The following is a 17,713-nucleotide window of genomic DNA, read 5'->3' on the forward strand; positions in this document are numbered from 1 at the left end:
TCGAATGGGGTTGGATCGGAAGGGCCGGCGTTGTGGCGAATGCCAAGGATAGGACGTTGCGTCTCCGATTGCCATTCCCCGGCGGCGGGATCCATGTGTCGCCGGCCCCGCAATGATGATTCCGTTAACGACTGCGCAACAATACTTCCAGAAAACTGTGTCGTCCGGCAGCATTGGCAGCGTCCGGGTGAAAACAGGCGGAGCGGAGAGCGTCATGGTGGTGGAGGCAGGCGGACGGACCCGCCAGGTCCGGACGATACAGGATCTCGGTGTGCTTCTGGTCGAGGACGACGATTTCACCCGCAAGCTGATCTACCGGCTGCTGCACGACATCGGGCTGCGGACGGTGTTCGAGGCGGCGGACGGCGTCCAGGCGCTCGACATCCTGCGCAAGAACGGCGAGGACGTCGACGTGGCGATCTGCGATCTCGAGATGCCGCGCATGACCGGGCTGGACCTGCTGCACGCCCTGCGCACCGCCACCGGCAACCCGCTGGCCGACCTGCCGGTGCTGGTGCTGACCGGCCACCGCGAGGCGGACGTGGTGAAGCGCGCCATCGCCTACGGCATCTCCGGCTATCTGGTGAAGCCGGTGTCGAAGGCCGACCTGACCAAGCGCCTGACCTTCGTCATGCAGAAGCGGCAATAGCCCTGACGTGGGATGGGGGCGGCAGGGGACGCTCTTCCGTCCGATTCCCGCCGCGCCTCAACCGGCGCTGGCGCTTTGGCCGCCCTTCCTGTAGAAGGGACGTCATTGCCGCCGCGACGCGAAAGGTCCATGGTTTCCTGCCATCCTTCGCCCGGCCCGCTCCGATCCCGTTTCCGGCATCGGGGAGAGCCGTGAGCAAAGACCGACCTCCCGGGTCGTCCCCCAGGTCGTACGACGCACCCAATCCCAGTGCGGTAGGGAGCTGTGCGCGCATTTCGGACCTGCTGGACGACTTCCTGACGCGCGGCGCCACCACTGCCACCGGGGCCGCCACCGGCGATCCCCTTTCCAGCGATCCGGCCGTCCCCTCCCGCATCTCGCTGGGCGAGACGCCTTCTCGAATCTCGCTGGGCGAGATTATGGACGCGCTGGGCGACCGTGCCTTCGGCGCGCTGCTGCTGATCCTCTCCATACCCAACGTGCTGCCGGTTCCCGGCCTGTCGACCGCCACCGGCGTGCCGATGATCCTGCTCGGCGCCCAGATGGCGCTGGGCCGGCACGGCCCCTGGCTGCCGCGCCGCATGCTGGCGGCCAGCTTCGACCGCCAATCCTTCCTGGGCGTGATCCGCCGGGCCAAGCCGTGGGCGGAGCGGGTGGAGCGGCATCTGCGGCCCCGCATGCCGGCGCTGGCCGGTCCCGCCGCCGAACGGCTGCTGGGGCTGGCGGTGGTGGTTCTGGCCGGCATCCTGTCCCTTCCCATCGTCTTCGGAAACCAGCCCCCCGCCTTCGCCATCGCGCTGATCGCGCTGGGGCTGATGGAATCCGACGGTGCCTTCGTCACGGCCGGCCTGATCGCCGGCCTTCTGTCCATCGCCATCGTCGCCGCCGTCCTGCTCGGTCTCGGGCAGGCGGCGATCGCCGTGGCGCAACAACTGATCGGTTGAGGGAGCGCCCGCAAAGGGCATAAAGCCATGATCTGGGAACTGTTGGTCATCGTTTTGCTGATCCTGCTCAACGCCTTCTTCGCGATGTCGGAGATGGCGCTGGTGTCGGCCCGCCGCGGCCGGCTTCAGCAGATGGCCGAGGAGAAGGGCGGCGCCGGCGCCCGCGCCGCGCTGGAGCTGTCGGAGGACCCGAGCCGCTTCCTGTCCACCGTGCAGGTCGGCATCAGCCTGACCGGCATCATCGCCGGCGCCTATGGCGGCTCCACCCTGGCCGAACGGCTGGGCGGCGTGCTGGACGAGCAGGTGGCCTGGATCGCCCCCTACGGCCACACCGTCGCGTTCGCCCTGGTGGTCGCCGCCATCACCTATTTCTCCCTCATCATCGGCGAGCTGGTGCCCAAGCGCGTCGCCCTGATCTCGTCGGAGCGGATCGCCGTCCTGGTCGCCGCACCGATGCGGACGGTGTCGCGCCTGTCGGCGCCGGTGGTCTGGCTGCTCGGCGTGTCGAGCGACGCGGTGCTGAAGCTGCTACGCCTGCCGACCTCGCGCGAGCAGACGGTGACGGAGGAGGAGGTCAAGACCCTGATCGCCGAAGGCACCCAGAGCGGCGTCTTCGAGCCGGCCGAGCGCCAGATGATCGAGGGCGTGATGCATCTGTCCGACCGCACGGTGCGGTCGATCATGACGCCGCGCCCCGACCTGATCTGGCTCGACATCGACGACAGCCCCGACGCCATCGGCCGCGAGATCTGCGAAAGCGGCTATTCCCGCTTCCCGGTCTGCCGCGGCGATGTCGACGAGGTTCAGGGCATCGTCGCCGCCAAGGCGCTGCTCGACCAGTCGCTGAAGGGGATCGCCTTCGACGTGCGGGCGGCGATGGTCCAGCCGCTGGTCGTCCATGACGGCACGCCGGTCTTCCGCCTGCTCGACCTGTTCAAGCAGGCCAGCGTCCACATGGCGGTGGTGGTGGACGAGTACGGCAGCGTCGAGGGTCTGGTCACCATGACCGACATCCTGGAGGCGATCGCCGGCGAACTGCCCGACAGCACCCAGGAGGGCGACTCCTCCGCCGTCCAGCGCGAGGACGGCAGCTGGCTGGTCGACGGCATGACCCCGGTCGAGGAGGTCGAGGCGCTGGTCGGCGTGAAGAACATGAAGGGGGAGGGCGATTTCCACACCATCGCCGGCTTCCTGCTCGATCATTTCGGCCACGTTCCGACCGCGGCGGAGCATTTCCACTGGAACGGCATCCGTTTCGAGGTCGTCGACATGGACGGCCGCCGCATCGACAAGGTGCTGATCCAGCTGAACCCGGAGGTTTCGGAGGGGTAGGGCGGAAGTTCAACGCCCCCTCAATGCACCACCATCTCTCCGACTTCGAACTCCCCATCGTCCTCGTTCGTCGTCCGCACAGCCTCGACCAGATCGCGGACTTCCTCCGACAGATCGTCGGCGTCCCAGCCATGGCCGTCGGCGCCGGCGACCACCAGCAGGCGCAGCGTGGTGCGCAACAGGTCGCCGGCTTCCCAGCCGTTGGAGCGTTCAGCCTCGCGCGCCATGTGCAGCAGGCCGGTGGCGCAGTTCAGGACCTCGGGGTCGACCTTCATCGGGCGCTCCTCCCCGCCCGTAAGGGCGAATATCGTTGGTCTTGCCAACAATAATTGGGCCGCGGCCCGCGCCTGTCAAACCTGTCCGTCCGGCCCCTCCAGCGGCGGGAGTCGGGAAACGAAACGACCCTTGACCCCCTGTGGCCATTGCTTGAACGGAACGATCCCGTCCCCGGTGGCGGCATAGGCGCGCAGGTAGGCGGTCAGCGTCTCCACCGTCATCTCGTCCGGGGCGAAGTCGCCCAGCACATAGCTCATCCTTGCTGCGGAGCGCACGGCGACGGCGCAGGGGCGCCGGCAGCTCATCAGGCAGCGCATCGGCCGCAGCCGCACCTGTTCGGCCAGATCGGGCGCCTCGGCCAGCGCCCGCCCCATCAGCGCCACCAACTCCGCGCCCGGCCGGACGGCCTCGGGCGGGTCCTCCGGCCGGCGGCAGGTTTCGCAAACGACAAGCTCGACGGTCATGCTTGGGCTTTCAGAGATTTTCCGGGTCGTGGGGTTCGACAGCTAGAGGCAGGGTCGGGCGCTGTCAACGCGCTTGCACCTTGCCAAGCCCCGCGAAACTCCCGACGATGCGGACCATCACAGGCGACGGGCGGGAACGGCGGACGGGCATGAGCGCGAGGCAACGGATCGTCCGTGAACGCCGGCAATACAACCAGCTCGCCGCCGACCAGACGCTGGAGGACTACGCGCTCCGCTACACGGCGGAGCGGGCGCGGCGGTGGAGCGCATGGCGGGTCGCCAACACCGCGCTCGGTGCCATCTCCTTCCTGGCCTGCGAGGCGCTGGGCGCCGCCGTCACCCTGACCTACGGCTTCGAGAACGCCATGGCCGCCATCCTGGCGGTGGCGGTCCTCAGCATCCTGGTCGGGTTGCCGATCACCTACCATGCGGCCAAGGCCGGGGTGGACATCGACCTGCTGGCCCGCGGGGCGGGATTCGGCTATCTCGGATCCACCATCACCTCGCTGGTCTACGCCTCCTTCACCTTCATCCTGTTCTCGATCGAGGCCAGCATCATGTCGGCCGGGCTGACCATGGTGCTGGGCATCCCGGCCTCGCTCGCCCATGTCATCAGCTCGCTGGCGGTGATCCCCATCGCCGTCTACGGCATCCGCTTCATCAGCCGCATGCAATGGGCGACGCAGCCGGTGTGGATCCTGCTGCAATGCGTGCCGCTGGCCTATTTCTTCCTGCTCGACCGTGAAACCCTGGCGCAATGGACCTCGCTGCCCGGCGTCTACGCCCCTGACGGCGGGCTGTCGCTGCTGCCCTTCGGCATGGCGGCTTCCGTCCTGCTGTCGCTGCTGCCACAGATCGGCGAGCAGGTCGACTATCTGCGCTTCCTGCCCGCGCAGTCCCGCATCGGCAGGGTGCGCTGGTGGACGGCGATGCTGGCCGGCGGGCCGGGCTGGGTGGTGATCGGCAGCCTGAAGCTGGCGGCAGGGTCGCTGCTGGCCTTCCTCGCCATCAAGCACGGGCTGGCGGTGGAGGACGCGGTGCAGCCCAACGGCATGTACCACATGGCCTTCCTCGACGTGTTCGGCTCGCCCATCGCGGCATTGGCGCTGACCGGCATCTTCGTCGTCGTCTGCCAGATGAAGATCAACGTCACCAACGCCTATGCCGGCTCCATCGCCTGGTCGAACTTCTTCTCCCGCCTGACCCGCAGCCACCCCGGCCGCGTCGTCTGGCTGGTGTTCAACGTGCTGCTGGCCCTGCTGCTGATGGAGATCGGCATCCTCGGCGTGATCGAGAGCATCCTCGGCCTCTACGCCAACGTCGCGGTCGGCTGGCTGGGGGCGGTCGCCGCCGATCTGGCCGTCAACAAGCCGCTGGGCTTCAGCCCGCCGGGAATCGAGTTCAAGCGCGCCCATCTCTACGACATCAACCCGGTCGGCACCGGCGCCATGGGGCTGTCGGTCCTCTGCTCCACCACCGCCTTCTTCGGGCTTCTCGGCCCGGTGGCCCAGGCGCTGGCCCCCTTCATCGGGCTGGTCGTCGCCTTCGCCGCCGCGCCGCTGATCGCCTGGAGGACCGGAGGCCGCTATTACCTCGCCCGCAAGTCCGATCCCCTGCCCGGCGAGGGCGCGACCGTCCGTTGCTCGATCTGCGAGAACCATTTCGAACGGCCGGACATGGCCTTCTGCCCGGCCTACGACGCGCCGATCTGCTCGCTCTGCTGCACGCTGGAGGCGCGCTGCCACGATCTGTGCAAGACCGACAGCCGCTTCGCCGACCAGATCGCCCGCGCCCTGCAACGCGTGCTGCCCAAACGCATGGCCGCCGGGGTCCACACCCGCACCGGCCATTTCATCGGGGTGATGACGCTGTTCTCGCTGGTGCTGGGCGGGGTGCTGCTGGTCATCGACTTCCAATATGCCAATGCCGAGGCGGCGGAACGGGCGGCGATCCACGCCGCGCTGGTCACCGTCTTCGTCTGCCTGTTCATCCTGTCCGGCGTCGCCGCCTGGCTCCTGGTGCTGGCCCATGAAAGCCGCCGCAAGGCGGAGGAGGAGACCGGCCGCCAGACCGCCATGCTGATGGACGAGATCGCCGCCCACGAACGTACCGACGCCGCGCTCCAGAAGGCCAAGGAGGTGGCGGAGGCCGCCAATGCCGCCAAGAGCCGCTACATCATCGGCGTCAGCCACGAAATCCGCGCGCCCTTGAACGCCATCTCCGGCTATGCCCAGCTTCTGGAAAGCAACAGCACCCAGCGCCCGCAGGACGCCGTCCGCGTCATCCGCCGCAGCGCGGAGCATCTGTCGAACCTGATCGACGGGCTGCTCGACATCTCCAAGATCGAATCGGGACTGCGCCGGCTCAGCCGCGACAAGGTGCAACTGATCGACTTCCTCGACCAGCTGGCCGACATGTTCCGCATCCAGGCATCGGCCAAGGGGCTGGAGTTCCGCTATGCCCGCGTGCCGCATCTGCCGGTCTGGGTCCACACCGACAGCAAGATCCTGCGCCAGATCCTGATCAACCTGCTGTCCAACGCGGTGAAATACACCGAGAGCGGCCATGTCGCCCTGACGGTGCGCTACCGCAGCCAGATCGCCGAGTTCGAGATCGCCGACAGCGGCATCGGCATCCGGGCCGAGGATCTCGACCGCGTCTTCGAACCGTTCGAGCGCGGGCGGGGGGCGGCGGTGCGGGCGGTGGCCGGCACCGGCCTCGGCCTGACCATCACGCGGGTGCTGACCCGCATCATGGGCGGCGACATCGCGCTGCGCAGCGAAGCCGGGCGGGGCAGCGTCTTCACCGTCCGCCTGCTGCTGTCGGAGGCCATGCACCGGCCGGGCGAGCAGGTGGAGCGCCGCGCCATCACCGGCTATGCCGGGCCGCAGATCACCATCCTGCTGGCCGACGACGACCGCGACCATCTGGCGCTGATGACCGACATCCTGCGCCCGCTTGGATTCGTGCTGTTCATCGCGTCGGACGCCGCCACCTGCCTTGAGCTGGCGGCGCAGTGCAAGCCCGACGTCGCCATGCTCGACATCTCGATGCCCGGCGAGAGCGGCTGGGACGTGGCGGAGGAACTGCGCCGGCAGTTCGCCGACCGCATCCGCATCATCATGGTCTCCGCCAACGCCTACGAGGCGCAGGGGCCGGGCGACGGCCGGGCGCCGCACGACGCCTTCGTCGCCAAGCCCATCGAAATCCACGCGCTGCTCGACCGCCTGCAGGCGCTGACCGGCCTGGAATGGATCCATGCGGTGGAAAAGCCTGCGGAACCGCTTGCCCCGCCGCCCGCGCCGGCCGATCAAACGCCGGAGCCGTCCAATCAAACGCCGTCCAATCAAACGCTGTCCAACCAATTGCCGGAGTCGGCGCTGCGTCATCTCGACGACCTGCGCCAGCTTGGCCGGATCGGCTATATTCGCGGGATCGAGGCCAAGCTGCGCGAGATCGAGGCGGAGGATGCCGCCACCCTGCCTTTCGTCGAGCGGCTGCGAACGCTGGTGCGCGCCTTCGACCTGAAAGGCTATATGCGTGCGGTGGAAGAGGCGGCGGCGCAGCGCGACGCGGCGCGGAGCGACAATGATCGGGCGGAAGATGATCTGGAAGAAGACGGGGCCGTGACGGGATGAAGCGCCGCGACATGATCCTGGTGGTGGACGACACCCCCGACACGCTGGGATTCCTGACGGAGGCCATCGAGCAGGCCGACCTGACCGTGCTGGTCGCCGTCGACGGCGAGAGTGCGCTGGACCTCGTCGGCCAGATCACCCCGGACCTGATCCTGATGGACGCGGTGATGCCCGGTCTCGACGGCTTCGAGACCTGCCGGCGGCTGAAGCAGATCCCCCACCTGTCGCACATCCCCGTCATCTTCATGACCGGCCTCAGCGACACCGAGCATGTGGTGAAGGGGCTGGAGGCCGGCGGCGTCGACTACGTCACCAAGCCGATCGTGGTGGACGAGCTGATCGCCCGCATCCGCGTCCATCTGACCAACGCCCGCGTCGCCTACGGCGCCCGCGCCGCGCTCGACGCTACCGGCCGCTTCCTGCTGGCGACCGATGGGGAGGGCAGGCTGCTGTGGTGCACCCCGCAGGCGGAGCGGCTGCTCTGCGGCCTGCTGCCCGGCCCCGACGGCGTGCGCCCCGAAGCGGCATCCGCCCTGGCCGCCGGTCTGGTCCGGCTGCGCCGGCCCTCGTCCCCCGGCGCCTCGGCGGAGAGCTTCACGCTGGACCTGCCGGACGGCGAGGGGGTGCGGCGGCTGGAGTTCACCTATCTCAGCCCGGCCAACCCTGACGAATTTCTGTTCCGTCTCAGCGAGCCGACCGCCGGCCGGCAGGAGGCGGTGCTGCGCGACGCGCTCGGCCTGACCGCGCGCGAGGCGGAGGTTCTGCTGTGGATCGCCAACGGCAAGCCCAACCGCGACATCGGCGAGATCCTGGGCATCAGCCCGCGCACGGTGAACAAGCACCTGGAACAGGTCTTCGCCAAGCTGGGGGTGGAGAACCGCGCCTCCGCCGCCGCGCTGGCGATCCGCACCCTGGCCGCGCGGGCCTGAAGGCGGTGGAGTGGCGGCGGCGGACAGGCGGCGTTCAGACCTCGACGGTCTGCGGCCCGCCCCGTCCGGCGATGATGTGGTTCATGATGCAGGTCATCACCGGCTCGCCGCGCTGGTTCAGCGTGGTGTAGGCCAGCCGCACCGTGCCGCGCCCGCCGCGGCGCGACGGGATGGTCTCCACCACCTCCACCCGCGCGCGGATGGTGTCGCCGGGCCGCACCGGCCGCAGCCAGCGCAGCTCGTCCATGCCGGACCCGCCCAGGCTGGTGCCGGTGATGATGCCGGTGTCGCGAATCAGCCGGAAGGTCAGCGACAGGGTGTGGAAGCCGCTGGCGATCAGCCCCTGGAACGGCCCGTCGGCCGCCGCCGCAGCGTCCATGTGGAAGGGCTGCGGGTCGAAGCGCAGGGCGAAATCCATGATCTGGCTGTCGGTCAGGGTCGCCCCTTCCGACAAGATCACGTCGCCGATGCGGAAATCCTCGAAATAGCGGCCGGTCATCGTATCGATTCTCCCCAGGTCTTGGTTTATCCTTGCCGCAGGAGAGTAGCCCGCCGGGTCCATCCGGCAAAGGGCAGGGACGGTTGCGGCGGGGGCATAGGCCCTACGGCGTAAACCATTGGCGTAATTCGCATTCCGGTCGTGATGGGGCATGTTCCCGGTCGGATTCCAGACCATCGACGGACGGATGTCACCAAACCCCGCGCAAACCACCGCCACGCCATCGTCATTCCGTTGCGTCGTGTTTTCGGTAGCCGGCCGGGCGCTGGCGCTGCCGGTGGAGTCCGTGCGGCGTTTCCTGCCCTTGCCGCGTCTCGACCGGCTGCCGACGGCGCCGCTGCCGGTCGAGGGCGTGTTCCGCTATCAGGGTGAGGTGGTGCCGGTCCTGCGCCTGGACGTGCTGCTGGATCTGGCCGCGGAGGGCGCCGAAATCGCGGAGCCGAACCTCTATTCGCCGCTGTTCCTCGTCACCTGGCAGGGCCGGCCGGCGGCGCTGCTGGCCGACCGGGTCCATGGCGACACCCTGGTCGATCCCGCCGAGCGCACCCACTCCGACCCGTCGCTGACCTTCAACGGCTGCGCCGCCGGCGCTTTTCCCGACCGGGTCACCGGCCGCGGCGGCACCGTGACCCTGCTCGACCCCGACCGGCTGCTCAGCGAGGCGGAAGCCCGGCTGCTCGACGCCTTCCGCGCGGTGGCGGAGCGCCGGCTGGCGCAGTGGCAAACCGCATCCCCCGATCCCACGACACCGGATGCGCCGTCCGCGGATGGTGCCGCATGATGCCGAACGCCGTCGCCGCCGGGATCGAGGCGATCCGCCGCGATCCGAACTTCCCGCGCCTGAAGTCGATGGTGATCGACGCCACCGGGCTCGCCTATTACGCCGACAAGGACGCCGCCTTCGCTGAGCGGATCAACCGCCGGTTGCCCTTCGGCAGCATCGCCACGGTCGGCGGCTATCTCGCCGCGCTGGAGGCGGAGGGGCCGTCCGGCGCCGAGTACCAGGGCCTCATCAACGAGCTGGCGGTGGGGGAGACCTTCTTCTTCCGCTACATCGAGCAGTTCGACGCGCTGCGCGCCGTCGCCATCCCCGAATGCCTGCGCCGCAACCAGTCGAGCCGCCTGCTGCGGATCTGGAGCGCCGGCTGCTCCATCGGGCCGGAGGCCTACACGCTCGAAATCCTGCTGAAGCAGCATTTCGCCTCCCAGCTGGACGGCTGGCAGGTCCACATCGTCGGCACCGACATCAACGGCGCCTTCCTGGAACAGGCGCGGCGCGGCGCCTACGGCGACTGGGCGGTGCGCGGCCTGTCGCCGGAAACGCTGGAGGCCTGCTTCGACCGCCAGGACAAGCTGTGGTCGGTCAAGCCGAAATTCCGGCAATGGACCAGCTTCATGCCCTTCAACCTGGTGGACGGGTCGATTCCCTCCTATCCGCACGGGATCGGGCATTTCGACATCATCCTGTGCCGCAACGTCATGATCTATTTCGACGAGGCGACGCGGCACCGGCTGCTGGGCAACCTGCACAAGGCGCTGGCCGACGGCGGCTGGCTGGTGGTCGGCCATGCCGAGGCGGGTCCGCAGATGAACGAGCTGTTCATCCCGGTCTCGGTCCCCGGCGCCACCCTCTACCGCAAGCAGGTCGAACAGGCGGCCCCGGCAGCGGCGGCTCCGGCCCCCCTGCTCAAGTCCCGCAGCGCTACCGGCCGGGCGCCGGACGCCGCAGCCGATCCCGCCCTCCGCCCCGCTCCCCGCGCGCGCAAAGCAACACCGGCCGCGACGCCTCCCGCCGCGCCGACCCCGCCGGACACCGCCGAGACCAACGAGCGGTCAACCGTTCTGGAAGCCTGTCTGGCCCGGGTGGAGGCCAACCGGCTCGACCCCGGCGCCCACTACCAGCTCGGTCTGGCGGAGGAGGAACTGGGCGTCGGCGACCCGGTGGCGGCCTTCAAGCGCGCGCTGTATCTCGACCCGCGCTTCGTCCTGGCCGATTATCATCTGGCGCTGGCCTATTGGCGGCGCGGCCGGCTGGTCCCGGCGCAGCGCCATTTCCGCAATGCGCGCGAAGCGCTGGAGAGCCGTCCCGACGACGAGGCGGTGGCGGAGGGCGGCGGCCTGACCGTGCAGGAGCTGCGCGGCATGCTGGACCTCTGGCTGACCGGTGAGGAGGGATGATGGACGACACGCTCGCCGGGACAGGGGCGGTCAATGGAGCGGGAGCGGGCGCCGCACCGCTGATCGCCGCCCTCGAAAGCGCATCCCCCGACCGCGCCGCCGCCCGTGCGGCAATCGACTGGGACGATGTGCACAGGAAGCTGGCCCGCCGCAATGCCGAGCTGGAGGCGACCTTCGCCGGGCGCGGCCCCTGGGCCGACGCGGTGCTGGCCCGCCGGGCGGAGGATCTGGCCGAAATCCCGCAACTCCACGGGGAGGAAAGCGCCGGCATTCCGATGCTGGTCGCCCGCGGCGCCGAAACGCTCTATGGGCTGGAACTGCGCCATCTCGGCCATATCGTGCCGATGCCGCGGCTGGCCCGCGTGCCGGGGGCGCCGCCCGCCGTGCTGGGGGTGATCGCCGTCGCCGGCCGGGTGATGCGGCTGTTCGACCTCGACCGGCTGTGCAATGGAACGTCGGCCAGTGTATCCGCCGCTCTTGCCAGGGCCGATGTCGGGACCGACCCGTCCGGCTATGCCATCGTGCTGCGCACCGGCACCGGCCGCCCGGCGGCCCTGCGCGTGCACGAGGTGGAGCGGGTCGCCGACATCGTGCCGCCGCGCAGCGCCGCTCCGGCGGAGGCCGGGCCGCTGGTCAGGGCCATCGCCGCCGACCGCATGGCGATCCTCGACATGGCGGCACTGCTCGACCTCGTGAAGACCTGATCAAGACCGATCCACCTGAAGAGCCGTCCGGGGCTGGAGTCCAAGAATGAACATGAAAGTCGCGCACAAGCTGGTCCTGGGATTCGGCGTGGTCTGCGTCCTGACGGCGCTGCTGGCGCTCTATCAGATGTCGCGCTTTTCCGATGCGCTGGACGTCATCATGGCGGTGTCGACCTACGACAACGAAGCCGCCGACATGGTGACGGACGTCGGCAACCTGCAGGCGGAGCTGCGCAGCACGCGCGAGACGGCGCTGAACGCCGTGTCCGTCGCCAACGCCGAAGGTCGGACGGCCGAGATCCCGACGCTGCTGGCACCGCTGCGCCGCCATTACGACGAAGTCGGCGCCCAGCTGCGCGACCGGCTGGGCCAGCTGCGGGCGATGGTGGCGGAGCGGTCCTCCACCGGCGTGACCGACAGCCGCCGCCGCGGCTGGGTCGAACTGGACACGTCGGTCAACGAGATGTCCCGTGCCATCACCCTGGTCGGCGACGAGGCGCGGACGATCTACACCATGCTGGAGCGCAACCAGATCGCCGAGGCGCTGCAGCGCCGCCAGCGGGTGGACGAGCTGCGCAAGAACATGGAGGCGCGCATCGCCCAGGCCCAGACCGCCATCGACCATCTGACCCAGGCCGGCCGCGCCGACATCCGGTCGATCTACAACTCCGCCATCCAGTCCTCGGTCATCGCGCTGGTCGTCGTCTTCCTGATCGCGGTGGCGGTCGCCTATCTGATCGGCAGCTCCATCACCCGGCGGCTCGGCCGCGCCATCGACTTCGTCACCAAGGTCGGCCACGGCGACCTGACGCAGGAGATCGCCATCGCCGGCAAGGACGAGCTGTCCGTCCTCGGCCAGCACCTGAACGAGATGGCCGGCCGGCTGAAGTCGATGGCCCGCACCACCCGCGAGACGGCGGAGAGCGTGCACGCCGCCACCGCCCAGATCCGCGCCTCGACCCAGCAGCAGTCGGCCAGCGTTGCCGAACAGCTGGCGGCGGTGGAGCAGACCACGGCGACCCTGTCGGAGATCACCGAATCCGGCGCCCAGATCAACCGCCGCGCCCAGGACGTCTCGCACGGCGCCCAGTCGGTGGCGTCCTCCAGCCATTCCGGCATGAAGGCGGTGGACGACACCATCCAGGCGATGGACGCCATCCGCGAACAGGCGGAGGCGGTGGCCGAGAACATCGTCATGCTGTCCGAGCGCACCCAGGCGATCGGCGAGATCATCGTGACGGTCAACGACATCGCCGAGCGCTGCCACCTGCTGGCGCTGAACGCCGCCATCGAGGCGGCGGCGGCCGGCGAGCATGGCCGCACCTTCTCCATCGTGGCGGGCGAGATCAAGAGCCTCGCCGACCAGTCGAAGGAGGCGACCGCCCAGGTCCGCTCCAACCTGTCGGAGATCCAGCACGGCATCAATGCGTCCGTCATGCTGACGGAGGAGGCGGTGAAGCGCGTCGCCGCCGGCAAGCGCCAGACCGACGCCACCCAATCGACCATCCGCACCATGGCGGAGAACATCCAGGAGAGCGTTCTCGCCTTCCAGCAGATCGTCGCCGGCACCAACCAGCAGCAGATCGGCCTGGAGCAGGTGATCCAGGCGCTGCAGAACATCCGCGAGGCTAGCAGCCAGACGGCAGCCGGTACCCGCCAGCTGGAAGGCGCCGCCGCCAACCTGAACAACCTCGGCCAGGGCCTGGTCGAGGCGGTGCGGAACTACCGGGTGTGATGCGGATGATGCGGCTTTTTACCTCTCGCCCGCCCCACTCCCCCTCTCCCCCCCGGGGAGAGGGTCGGGGTGAGGGGGAGGCATTGCATGATTGCCCCAAAAGTCCCGCCGCGCGTCCCCCTCACCCTAACCCTCTCCCCGGGGGGGAGAGGGGACCGGCGTCGGGCGTGAGAGGACCCTGATGGACATCCGCCAGCGCCTGCTCGCCGCCTTCGACCTGGAGCACAAGGACCATCTCGCCGCGATCCGCAACGCGCTCCGCGATGCGGAGGCGACGGGCGAGGCGCCCGATCTGGTCGATATCCACCGGCGCGCCCACAGCCTGAAGGGCGCCGCCCGCGCCGTCGACCTGCCGGAGGTGGAGGCGATCTCCCACCGGCTGGAAGCCGCCTTCATCGCCGTGCAGAAGGGCGAGATCCCGCTCGACGCCGCCAATGTCGGGGTGTTCCGCCGCTCGCTCGACGCCATCGAGGATCTGGTCGCCTGGTCGCTCCAGGGCGGCGGCGAGGTGGAGACGGCCGGCGTGCTCGCCGACCTCGACGCGCTGGCCGGCGGGGGCGGCGTCCCTCCGGTCCCCGCCCCGGCAACGCCCGCCCGTGCCGCCGAAGGCCGTCCGACCCGCCGGCGCGAGCCCGCCGGCGATGCCGATTCCGCCGCCCTGGTCCGCATCGCCGCCCAGGGGCTGGAGCGCTTGTCGGAAACCGCCTCCGCCCTGCTGCCGGAGGTGGAGGCGCAGGCCGGCCTCGGCGAGCAGCTCCGCGCCATGCGGCAGGAATGGCGGGCGCTCGACCGCGCATGGCGGCATCTGCGCGTGCAGCTCGGCCGCGGCGCCCGGCTCGACGCCCGGCCGGAGGATGGTGCCGACGCGCTCGACGGCCGCGGCGCGCTGCCCGCCCTGATGGCCTTCGAACGGCGCTTCCGCGCGCTCGGCGGCGCGCTCGACGGCGCGCACCGCAGCCATGACCGGCTCTTGTGGTCGATGCGGCGCTGGGGCGGCGGCTTCCAGCAGGACATGCGGCGCCTGCGCATGCTGCCGGCGGAAAACCAGTTGAGCGGTCTCGGCCGCATGATCCGCGACATCAGCCGGGCCGAGGGCAAGGAGGTCGAGGTCGACGTCCGCGGCCTGGAGGTGGAGGCCGACCGCAACGTCCTCCAGCGCTTGAAGGACCCCATCCTCCACATCGCCCGCAACGCCATCAGCCACGGCATCGAGACGCCGGCGGAACGGCTGGCGCTGGGCAAGCGGCCGGCGGCGCGCGTCACCATCGCCGCGTCGGTGGAAGGCTCCCGCCTGCGCCTGCGCATCGAGGATGACGGCCGCGGGCTGGACCGCGCGGCGATCCTGCGCAAGGCGGCGGAACGCGGCCTGATCGACGCCGACGAGCTGTCCGCCGGCGACGAGATGCCGCTGGAGCGGCTGACCGAGTTCCTGTTCCACCCCGGCTTCTCCACCGCGTCGCGCACCACCGAACTGGCCGGGCGCGGCATGGGGCTGGCCATCGCCCGGCGGGAGGTGGAACGGCTGCAGGGCAACCTGACCATCGCCGACCGGCCGGAAGGCGGCGCCGCCGTCACCATCGAGGTGCCGCTGAGCCTGCTGAGCCAGCGTCTGGTCTTCGTCGCCGTGCAGGACCAGATCCTGGCGATCCCGTCCGCCGACGTCGTCCGGCTGCGCACCGCCACCGCCGAGACGCTGTTCTCCGGCGTCGGCACCCCGATGATCCGCATCGGCGAAGAGGAGACCCCCGTCACCTCGCTGGCCGCGCTGCTGGGTATGGAGGCGCCGGTGGTGCCCGCCGCCGAACGCTCGCTGTCGCTGGTGGTGGTGCGGGCGGCGGACCGCCGGCTGGCGCTGGCGGTCGACCGCTTCGTCGCGACGCGCGAGACGGTGGTGACGGCGGCGGAGGAGACCGGGCTCGACAGCGGCCGCTATCTCGGCACCGTGCTGATGGACGACGGCGGGCCGGCGCTGGTGCTGAACATCTCCGGCCTGATGCCGCTGCCCGGCAGCGTCCTGCCGCCCCCCGCACGCCCGGCGGAAGAGGTTACCCCTGCCCGGGCGCATATCCTGGTCGTCGATGACAGCATCACCACCCGCACGCTGGAAAAGAGCATCCTCGAAGCCCATGGTTATCGGGTGACGCTGTGCGTGGACGGGCGCGAGGCCCTGGAGCGCCTTTCCGAAGGGATGGAGGTTGGCCTGATCATCAGCGACGTCGAGATGCCCCGGATGGACGGGTTCGCCCTGCTGCAGGCGGTGAAGGCCGACAGGCGGCTGGAGGAGATTCCGGTGATCCTCGTCACCTCGCGCGCCAGCGACGAGGACCGCGAGCGCGGCCTGCGGCTGGGGGCGGACGCCTACATCGTCAAGACGCGCTTCGACCAGAACGAGCTTCTGGCCGGCATCCGGCGGCTGCTGTGAGCGGGGCGGGCAACGCCGGATCCTCCACCACCGGAAACCGTCGCATCCGCGTGCTGGTGGTGGAGGACAGTCCGGTCATCCAGCAGCTTCTCAGCCACGTCATCGGCGCCGACCCGCGGCTGGAGGTGGCGGGCATCGCCTCCAGCGGCGAGCAGGCCCTGCGCATGATCGAGAAGAACGCCCCCGACGTGGTGTCGCTCGACATCCGCCTGCCGGGCATCGACGGCTTCGAGGTCACCAGCCGCATCATGCGGCAGACCCCGCTGCCGATCGTGGTGGTGGCGTCCGACGTGCGCGACCTCGACATCCCGATGCGGGCGCTGCAGGCCGGCGCGCTGGCGGTGGTGGAGAAGCCGGGCAGCATGGCGCGCGCCGACTACCAGACGGTGGCGCACCATCTCTGTACCCAGCTCGTCATCATGAGCCAGGTGAAGGTCATCCGCCACCGCATCACCGCGCGGGGCGCGCGGTCCTACAGCGTCCCCGGCGAAACCCCGGCTCCGGACGGCCGCCTGCCCGAGGCGGCGGTGACCGCCGACGGCCGCATCCGCCGGTTCCGTGGGCTGGGCCTCGTCGCCTCCACCGGCGGCCCGGCGGCGCTGTCCAAGGTCCTGCGGGAACTGCCGGCCGGCTTCCCGCTGCCGGTCTTCGTGGTCCAGCACATGGGCGCTCCCTTCATGGAAGGCTTCGCCAACTGGCTGGGCACCGTCTCCCCGCTGCCGGTGCAACTGGGCGAGGCGGGGGTGAAGCCGCGCCCCGGCACTGTCTATGTGGCGCCGGGCGACCGGCACATGCTGGTGGACAACGGCGCCATCCACCTGTCGGGCGACCCGATGGTGTGCGGCCAGCGCCCGTCCGGCGAGGTGCTGTTCCAGTCGATGGCGCGCGCCTATGGGGCCTCGGGCATCGGCGTGCTGCTGACCGGCATGGGAGAGGACGGAGCGAGGGGACTGGTGGACATGCATCGGGTGGGCGCCTACACCATAGCCGAACACGCCTCCACGGCGGTGATCCACAGCATGCCGGGCACCGCGGTGCGGCTGGGCGGCGCGGTGGAGGAACTGCCTCTCGACCGGGTGGCCGGACGGCTGCTGCAACTGACCTCCGACGAGAAGATGGCGCCATGAACGGACTCCGCAGCCTGGTGGTCATGGGTTCCCAGACGCAGGGGCTTCTGCTGAAGCTTCTGCTGGAGGAACGCGGCGTCGAGACCGTCTGCGTCGAAGGCGTCGAATCCGCCCTGGCCGAGATCGCCGGCAATTCGCAGGACCTGCTGATCGTCGAGGGCGAGCTTGCTGGCCCCACCGGCCTTGCCGACCTGCGCGCGCGCAGCGACGCCGCCGTCATGGTGCTCGGCCGTGGCGAGGGCGAGCATGATCCCTCCGACCCCAAGGCGCTGGTGGAGACCGCCTGCGCGCTGCTGGAGCGGCGCAGCGCTCCGCCGACCGTGCCGGAAATCTTCCGCCGCGCCCGCATCCTGATCGTCGACGACAGCGCGACCTACCGCGAGTTCCTACGCGCCGAGCTGGAGCAGGAGGGCTGCACCGTCACCGCCGCCCGCAACGCCGACGAGGCGGTGACGGCGCTCGCCGGCGGTGGGCTCGACTGCGTCATCCTCGACCTCGTAATGCCGGGCACCAGCGGCACCCAGCTCTGCGAAAGATTCGACAGGTTCCGGCGCCAGCGCGGCCTGTTCTTCCAAATCGTCATCCTGACCAGCCAGGACGACGAGGAGCAGCTGATGATCAGCCTGAACGCCGGCGCCGACGATTTCGTTGGAAAGGCGCAGGAAATGGATGTCCTGAAGACCCGCCTGATGGCGCTTCTGCGTCGGAAATATTTTGTGGAGGATCATCTTATGCGGCGGCCGCGGCCTGCACCTTCCGCATAGGAAGGGAGTAGAGCCATCGTGTGATTTCGGAAGCCGGCTTGTCCGTTTATTC

15 protein-coding genes are annotated in these 17,713 nt (G+C 69.8%); 12 read left to right on the plus strand and 3 right to left on the minus strand.

Annotation, left to right across the window (positions count from 1 at the left end):
- Positions 1-214 precede the first annotated feature (214 nt).
- The 3 genes from PWS46_RS18710 to PWS46_RS18720 all read left to right on the plus strand — a co-directional run bounded on the left by PWS46_RS18710 (position 215) and on the right by PWS46_RS18720 (position 2,925).
- Entirely contained in the window at positions 215-649 is a 435-nt protein-coding gene (locus PWS46_RS18710; protein WP_085083386.1) for a response regulator, read from the plus strand.
- A gap of 191 nt (positions 650-840) precedes the next feature.
- A complete protein-coding gene (locus tag PWS46_RS18715) occupies positions 841-1,593 on the plus strand; it encodes an exopolysaccharide biosynthesis protein (RefSeq protein ID WP_434622917.1) in 753 nt (250 codons plus the stop codon).
- Positions 1,594-1,620: 27 nt separating this feature from the next.
- Entirely contained in the window at positions 1,621-2,925 is a 1,305-nt protein-coding gene (locus PWS46_RS18720; protein ID WP_434622918.1) for a hemolysin family protein, read from the plus strand.
- Positions 2,926-2,945: 20 nt separating this feature from the next.
- Here PWS46_RS18720 and PWS46_RS18725 read toward each other — a convergent pair whose 3' ends face one another.
- Together PWS46_RS18725 and PWS46_RS18730 are read right to left on the minus strand one after the other, a co-directional pair.
- Positions 2,946-3,200, minus strand: a complete 255-nt coding sequence (locus PWS46_RS18725) for a hypothetical protein (protein WP_434622919.1) — start codon at positions 3,198-3,200, stop codon at positions 2,946-2,948.
- 75 nt (positions 3,201-3,275) lie between these two features.
- Positions 3,276-3,665 carry a DUF1636 domain-containing protein gene (locus PWS46_RS18730; protein ID WP_434622920.1) on the minus strand — a complete coding sequence of 130 codons (390 nt, stop codon included), beginning with the start codon at positions 3,663-3,665 and terminating at the stop codon, positions 3,276-3,278.
- Between the two features lie 149 nt (positions 3,666-3,814).
- On the opposite strand from PWS46_RS18730, the gene PWS46_RS18735 reads away from it, so the two are divergent.
- Both PWS46_RS18735 and PWS46_RS18740 read left to right on the plus strand, forming a co-directional pair.
- Positions 3,815-7,303 carry a hybrid sensor histidine kinase/response regulator gene (locus tag PWS46_RS18735; RefSeq protein WP_434622921.1) on the plus strand — a complete coding sequence of 1,163 codons (3,489 nt, stop codon included), beginning with the start codon at positions 3,815-3,817 and terminating at the stop codon, positions 7,301-7,303.
- Positions 7,300-8,232 (plus strand): response regulator, encoded by a 933-nt coding sequence (locus PWS46_RS18740; protein ID WP_434622922.1) that lies wholly within the window; start codon positions 7,300-7,302, stop codon positions 8,230-8,232. The genes PWS46_RS18735 and PWS46_RS18740 overlap by 4 nt, the downstream gene beginning before the upstream one ends.
- 34 nt (positions 8,233-8,266) lie before the next feature.
- On the opposite strand, the gene PWS46_RS18745 is transcribed toward PWS46_RS18740, so the two are convergent.
- A complete protein-coding gene (locus PWS46_RS18745; protein ID WP_434622923.1) occupies positions 8,267-8,731 on the minus strand; it encodes a MaoC family dehydratase in 465 nt (154 codons plus the stop codon).
- Positions 8,732-8,972: 241 nt separating this feature from the next.
- Between PWS46_RS18745 and PWS46_RS18750 the strand changes: the two genes are divergently transcribed.
- The 7 genes from PWS46_RS18750 (at position 8,973) to PWS46_RS18780 (ending at position 17,661) form a co-directional block, all read left to right on the plus strand.
- Positions 8,973-9,512, plus strand: coding sequence for a chemotaxis protein CheW (locus PWS46_RS18750; protein WP_434622924.1), 540 nt, complete (start codon positions 8,973-8,975; stop codon positions 9,510-9,512).
- Positions 9,509-10,909 carry a CheR family methyltransferase gene (locus PWS46_RS18755; protein WP_434622925.1) on the plus strand — a complete coding sequence of 467 codons (1,401 nt, stop codon included), beginning with the start codon at positions 9,509-9,511 and terminating at the stop codon, positions 10,907-10,909. The genes PWS46_RS18750 and PWS46_RS18755 overlap by 4 nt, the downstream gene beginning before the upstream one ends.
- On the plus strand, positions 10,906-11,613 hold the full coding sequence (locus PWS46_RS18760) for a chemotaxis protein CheW (RefSeq protein ID WP_434622926.1): 708 nt from the start codon (positions 10,906-10,908) through the stop codon (positions 11,611-11,613). The genes PWS46_RS18755 and PWS46_RS18760 overlap by 4 nt, the downstream gene beginning before the upstream one ends.
- A 46-nt stretch (positions 11,614-11,659) precedes the next feature.
- Complete coding sequence (locus PWS46_RS18765) at positions 11,660-13,348, plus strand: methyl-accepting chemotaxis protein (protein WP_434622927.1); 1,689 nt, start codon at positions 11,660-11,662, stop codon at positions 13,346-13,348.
- Between the two features lie 181 nt (positions 13,349-13,529).
- Entirely contained in the window at positions 13,530-15,770 is a 2,241-nt protein-coding gene (locus PWS46_RS18770; RefSeq protein WP_434622928.1) for a hybrid sensor histidine kinase/response regulator, read from the plus strand.
- Positions 15,767-16,897, plus strand: coding sequence for a chemotaxis-specific protein-glutamate methyltransferase CheB (gene cheB, locus PWS46_RS18775; protein WP_434622929.1), 1,131 nt, complete (start codon positions 15,767-15,769; stop codon positions 16,895-16,897). Before PWS46_RS18770 ends, cheB begins: the two co-directional genes overlap by 4 nt.
- Positions 16,894-17,661 (plus strand): response regulator transcription factor, encoded by a 768-nt coding sequence (locus PWS46_RS18780; protein ID WP_434622930.1) that lies wholly within the window; start codon positions 16,894-16,896, stop codon positions 17,659-17,661. Before cheB ends, PWS46_RS18780 begins: the two co-directional genes overlap by 4 nt.
- Positions 17,662-17,713: the final 52 nt, after the last annotated feature.

Origin of the sequence: Azospirillum sp. B2RO_4, assembly GCF_051124815.1 — a bacterium.
Taxonomy (GTDB): domain Bacteria; phylum Pseudomonadota; class Alphaproteobacteria; order Azospirillales; family Azospirillaceae; genus Azospirillum.

What these genes read in the sequence shown, in the direction of transcription:
- PWS46_RS18755 (WP_434622925.1), top strand. Translation starts at nt 9,509, where the DNA reads ATGATGCCGAACGCCGTCGCCGCCGGGATCGAGGCGATCCGCCGCGAT.
- PWS46_RS18710 (WP_085083386.1), top strand. Translation starts at nt 215, where the DNA reads ATGGTGGTGGAGGCAGGCGGACGGACCCGCCAGGTCCGGACGATACAG.
- PWS46_RS18740 (WP_434622922.1), top strand. Translation starts at nt 7,300, where the DNA reads ATGAAGCGCCGCGACATGATCCTGGTGGTGGACGACACCCCCGACACG.
- PWS46_RS18765 (WP_434622927.1), top strand. Translation starts at nt 11,660, where the DNA reads ATGAACATGAAAGTCGCGCACAAGCTGGTCCTGGGATTCGGCGTGGTC.
- PWS46_RS18720 (WP_434622918.1), top strand. Translation starts at nt 1,621, where the DNA reads ATGATCTGGGAACTGTTGGTCATCGTTTTGCTGATCCTGCTCAACGCC.
- PWS46_RS18735 (WP_434622921.1), top strand. Translation starts at nt 3,815, where the DNA reads ATGAGCGCGAGGCAACGGATCGTCCGTGAACGCCGGCAATACAACCAG.
- PWS46_RS18760 (WP_434622926.1), top strand. Translation starts at nt 10,906, where the DNA reads ATGATGGACGACACGCTCGCCGGGACAGGGGCGGTCAATGGAGCGGGA.
- PWS46_RS18770 (WP_434622928.1), top strand. Translation starts at nt 13,530, where the DNA reads ATGGACATCCGCCAGCGCCTGCTCGCCGCCTTCGACCTGGAGCACAAG.
- PWS46_RS18730 (WP_434622920.1), bottom strand. Translation starts at nt 3,665, where the DNA reads ATGACCGTCGAGCTTGTCGTTTGCGAAACCTGCCGCCGGCCGGAGGAC.
- PWS46_RS18725 (WP_434622919.1), bottom strand. Translation starts at nt 3,200, where the DNA reads ATGAAGGTCGACCCCGAGGTCCTGAACTGCGCCACCGGCCTGCTGCAC.
- PWS46_RS18745 (WP_434622923.1), bottom strand. Translation starts at nt 8,731, where the DNA reads ATGACCGGCCGCTATTTCGAGGATTTCCGCATCGGCGACGTGATCTTG.
- PWS46_RS18780 (WP_434622930.1), top strand. Translation starts at nt 16,894, where the DNA reads ATGAACGGACTCCGCAGCCTGGTGGTCATGGGTTCCCAGACGCAGGGG.